This window comes from Streptococcus sp. SS-4456 (genome assembly GCF_036680365.1).
Lineage (GTDB): Bacteria > Bacillota > Bacilli > Lactobacillales > Streptococcaceae > Streptococcus.
This window is the reverse complement of record NZ_JAVIHI010000074.1, coordinates 1-2,783: the sequence shown is the minus strand read 5'-3', so window position 1 is coordinate 2,783 and position 2,783 is coordinate 1. Positions and strand designations below refer to the sequence as shown.

The window sequence follows — 2,783 nt, the reverse complement described above, 5'->3', positions numbered from 1 at the left end:
CGTTAAGAAAATCGACTGGAAGAAGGTAGCTGTCACAGCTGGTGCTATTGGTGTTGGTATTGCCCTTACCGTAGCTACCGGTGGTCTAGGTACACCGGTAGCTATGGCTATTGGAGGTGCAGCTTCTGGAGCCATTATATCTGGCTATGACGCTTATAGCACAGGTCAGCGTGGTTGGGCATTGGCTGGTTCAACGCTAAAAGGAGCAGGACTAGGAGCTATTACAGGTTTTGTAGGTGGTCAATTTATTGGAGCTGGTGCCAATGTAGCAGCCAATGTGACCCAAAACATTACCAATCAGACTCTTCGTCATGTCGTTAGTGCAGGTGTTGAGGCAGGTGTTGAGACAGCCATAGATACGGGAATCTCCCTTGCGACAGGGAATCCAATTTCTCTTAAGAATGTCGCGACAGACTATGGTCTCAATCTCATTACCAATGGCTCGGGTAGTGTTTCAAGTAAGAAATCTGCCAAAGCGGATATACCGACGAATAAACCTAAGTCTGGAGATGTCGCAGTTACGAAGTCTCGTCAGTCATCTACTCCTGTTCAGCAAATGTCTAACCCTGGGCCTAATCCTAATAATTTAGGAAAAGAAACTCTAAGTCAAGACCAACAGGTATATGGTCCATATTATGATGAAGCTAAAAGGCGTTTTGAAAGCAATCCAGATTGGTATGCAGATCCTGATACTGCTAAATTTGTATCAAGTGAAGATGTTGCGTTGAAACGAAAAGAATATAATGATTTGGTAAGACGAAAGGAATTACCTAGAGGGCATCATAGACAAGCTCTAGCTTTTGGTGGTGAAAATGTCCCAGAAAATATTCAATTTACTGGTGAGTCAACCATCAAAAGAGAAAAATTTGGAGATATGGATATGTCCTTCTATCATGAGCAAGGCTACGGAAAAGCAGATGCTAAAGTTCTGAAGATTCACCAAACTGAGTCTGGTTTATATGTATTCGGCAATAATCCTCAGCATACCGAAGTTACGAATTTTCAAAATCAGGTATTGAACTGGCAAAGAAAGAGTGGTTTGAGGTAATAAGTATGAATGAAATGTATTCTGGAATATGGTTAGGTGAGGCACGAGAACCGCATCATCTTCCTATTTTGCACCAACATTTGAAAAATTGTCATGATTCCAAAGAGTGTCTAGAAATAATTGTTGAAATACTTAAACTAGGTGATTTTACTGTAAAAGATCATTTAATAAAAATAATGAATTCATCTTCGAATTCTGAAATAATAGATTGTTGTGTACGTCTGTTTCTAATGGTTGGTAATCATCGAGATTTCAAAAATATTGATAATTTTCATTTTTTGGCGGATGCTTCAGAAGATGTAGTTGAAACATTTGCAGTATATGCCAATAGAGGTGCGTCTTACCAAATAGTTCCTTATCTATTATCACTTTTAGAGCTATGGGAAGGCACAAATTCTGAAATGATTTTGCGAGATTCGCTTGATAACCTCCTAGGGTTCTATAGTATTATTGGAGAGGATAGTTCTTTAGAGGAGATAGGAGAGTTCTTTTTAGATAAACTCCAAGAGTCTCAGATAGAGTTATATGTTTATAAAGGTTCATCAATGTTTTTAGGGAAATTATCAAAAGAATTATTACAGCGTGCTTATCAGATAATTGATACAGGAGAATCATTAAAAATGTCTATTATTCCAAGTATGCTATCAACTATTAGTGGATTAAAGTGTCCTGTAGATTATTTTGATATCGTAGAATCAGAAATGATTGCTCATATTTATTCATATGTTGATAACCTTATTGCTTTGGATATGATAGAAGGGAGTAAATATTTTTATGGCCACTTGATAATATAGTGATATGTAAAAGCACTTGAAGAAACTAATACTTCTATAGATACGGGTATCTCCCTTGCGACAGGGAATCCAATTTTTCTTAAAAATGTCGCGACAGACTACGGTCTCAATCTTATTGCCAATAGTTCAGGTAGTGTTTCAAGTAAGAAATCTGCCAAAGCGGATGTACCGATGAACAAGCCGAAGTCTGGAGATGTCGCAGTTACGAAGTCTCGTAAGGATGTGACTCCAGTTCAGCAAATGTCCAACCCTGGACCTAATAAGTCTAGAATCTCTGTGGAAGCTGTAGATGGCAATGGAAATAAGGTATATGGTGAGATTCTTGAACCTGGTTACATACATACGAGACCAGTTAAAGATGTGACATCTACTAGCTCTAACACATCTACATCTCAAAAGCTAATATCAGGTCCGGATCCTAATGCCCCAAGACTTGAGGCACCTGTATCAGAACCGATTGTTGATTCTAGTCATTCTTTACATAGTAGGGGATATAAACCTCAACCTGGAGAGAGAACATTTGAAGGATATGTTAAGAATAATGTTTCCACAGATGCTGAAGTAAAGCTGTATACATCTTCAGCGGGTTTTAATTCCAATAACGGAAATATTGGTGGACAATTTAAGAGGTTCGGTAGTGATTCACATGTTGGTCTATCTCCTCATGTTCATCAACCTCAAAGGAATGTAACTCCTACTGGCGATATCTATGGAGGTGTTGGCTCTAAAACATCTAATGGAGGTGTTACTTCTCCAGAATCTAAAGATGTACAAACGTTCGCATCAACTGTTAAACAAAGTCAGCCGAAGAAGGTAAATATCACAAGTGACTATAAACAACACTTGGCTGATACCATTGCACAAAACAACAAGGATATTTCCGCCTGTCAGAAGCAAATTGAAGAACTTCATCAATTGATTGATGAAAAGAAAATCCAAAA

Annotated in this window: 1 protein-coding gene and 2 pseudogenes; all 3 read left to right on the top strand. The window is 38.2% G+C overall.

Features of this window, described 5'->3' with window-relative positions; all coding sequences use genetic code 11:
- Positions 1 to 1,048 (top strand): annotated as a pseudogene (locus RFK25_RS11345) (hypothetical protein); the annotation flags it as partial.
- Positions 1,049 to 1,053: 5 nt separating this feature from the next.
- The gene (gene imm47, locus RFK25_RS11340) at positions 1,054 to 1,842 is read left to right on the top strand and encodes an Imm47 family immunity protein (RefSeq protein ID WP_332413529.1); all 789 of its coding nucleotides are present in this window, start codon (positions 1,054 to 1,056) and stop codon (positions 1,840 to 1,842) included.
- A 756-nt stretch (positions 1,843 to 2,598) separates the two neighbouring features.
- Positions 2,599 to 2,783, top strand: a pseudogene (locus RFK25_RS11335) (DUF5945 family protein); the annotation flags it as partial.